At 62.2% G+C, this 1,846-nt stretch carries 2 protein-coding genes; both read left to right on the forward strand.

Annotated elements, in window-relative coordinates:
- The coding region (locus tag H7A76_RS32180; protein ID WP_185702238.1) for a flavin-containing monooxygenase at positions 1-1,244 on the forward strand (1,244 nt) is incomplete at its 5' end.
- A gap of 17 nt (positions 1,245-1,261) precedes the next feature.
- Positions 1,262-1,612: an acyl carrier protein gene (locus H7A76_RS32185; RefSeq protein ID WP_185702239.1), complete on the forward strand. Its 351-nt coding sequence runs from the start codon at positions 1,262-1,264 to the stop codon at positions 1,610-1,612.
- The last annotated feature ends 234 nt before the right edge of the window (positions 1,613-1,846 follow it).

Consider the following 1,846-nt stretch of genomic DNA (forward strand, 5'->3'; position numbering starts at 1 on the left):
TTGGCCGTGAGCTCAATGCCGCCGGCATCGACTTCGTCCTGTACGAAGCGGAGGCGGACTTCGGCGGTGTCTGGAACAGCGAGGGCGATAGCGGCCGGACCTATCCGTCGCTGCACCTGATTTCGCCCAAGTCGAATACCCAGTTTCCGGATTTCCCCATGCCCGCGGAGTACCCGGACTATCCCAATCACCGGTTGATGCTGGCCTACCTGCGCTCCTATGCAGCCCGGTTCGGGTTGTATGAACGGGCTCAGTTCGGCACCCGGGTCGAGCGGCTGGAGCCCCATGCTCAGGGCTGGCAGGTCCATGTTGCCCAGGGCGGCCGTGAGTTCCACGAGTTGGTGGTGATCTGCAACGGCTTGCAGCGAACCGCTTACTTCCCGTCGATCCCTTGCACAGGGTTCGCCGGGGAGATCCTGCACGCGGCTGACTACAAGTCGCCCGACCAGTTGCGTGGCAAGCGAGTGCTGGTGATCGGCGGCGGCAACTCCGGCTGCGACATCGCCACCGATGCCGTGCATCACGCCGAGCGGGTCTATCACAGCACCCGCCGTGGCTACTATTACCAGCCCAAGTTCATCCACGGCATGCCCACTGCACTGTGGATGAGAGAGATTGCGGAGCGCTTCAGCAGCAAGGAGGGGTTCTGGCAGCACGTGCTGGAAACCTTCAAGGTGGCGAGCTTCGATGGCACCGATTACGGCCTGCCCAAGCCCGACTACCCGATCAGCGCGGCGCATCCCATCATGAATTCCCACGTGCTGTTCCATATCGGCCACGGCGATATCGTGCCCAAGGGCGATGTCGCGGCCCTGGTGGAAGGCCAGGCGCTGTTCGTCGATCGATCCAGGGAGCAGGTGGACCTGGTCGTCTATGCCACCGGCTACAACCGCAACTTGTCGTTCATCGACCCGCAACTCTTGCATTGGCGCGATGGCATTCCCGATCTGTTCCTGCATTGCGCCCCGCGCAACCACGACAATCTGTTGTGCATGGGGTTCGTCAACGCGGCGGGTGGCCTGGGCGATGCAGCGAAAATCCAGGGCAACTTCGTCCTGAGCTATGCCCGCGCGTTCTTTGCCAAGACCAGGGGGTTCGAAGCCTTCAACGAGGCCAAGCGCGGCGAGCAGGTGGATATTGGCCAGGAACACTTCATCAAGTCGCGGCGGCACCTCTGGGAGGCCGACTTGTGGAAATACCTGGCCCAGGTCAGGAAGTACAGCAACATGCTCAAGAGCGTTTGACCCAGCGGGAGGTGCATATGTATCCGGATAACCAGCAGCACCCAGGACAATTCCAACCGGCCCCGGCACAACGGCCGCCTTGGCACGGTGCCTTCGAAGCCGACGTGCTGCGGTTGGTGGGCGACGCGCTCAAGCTGCATAGCACGGAGCTGACCCTGGATGTCGACATGGCGAACTATGGCGACAGCTCCATCCACGTCACCACGATCATGTCCAGCCTGGCGAAGTTCTATGGCATCGCTGTGCCGCCGGCGGTGTATTTCGAGGTCAGCAGCGTGCGCGAGTTGTGCCAGGTCATCGGCGACCGGCACGGCGAGCAGCTCGCCGGGTTCTACCAGGCATTGCCGGGTGGTAGCGCAGCGCCTTGACGAAAATCCCTGGTCGAGCCCCCTGGTGATTCCTGTGCTTGACTGCATTTTCATCCCGCACCCGCCATGGATATGGCGATAGCCCGCAGTGGAGGCGGCAATGATCGAAACCGGATACCACACCCTGCGTGTGCGCCACGAGGACAACATCTGCTTCGTGCAGCTGTATCGGCCCGAGGCCAACAACACCATCGACGATCGCCTGGTCGCCGAGCTGGCCGATCTGCTGGAACG

It is taken from the genome of Pseudomonas sp. MSSRFD41 (assembly GCF_014230245.1).
Classification (GTDB): domain Bacteria; phylum Pseudomonadota; class Gammaproteobacteria; order Pseudomonadales; family Pseudomonadaceae; genus Aquipseudomonas; species Aquipseudomonas piscis.

Coding starts and splice junctions, on each gene's coding strand:
- H7A76_RS32185 (WP_185702239.1), top strand. CDS start 1,262: ATGTATCCGGATAACCAGCAGCACCCAGGACAATTCCAACCGGCCCCG.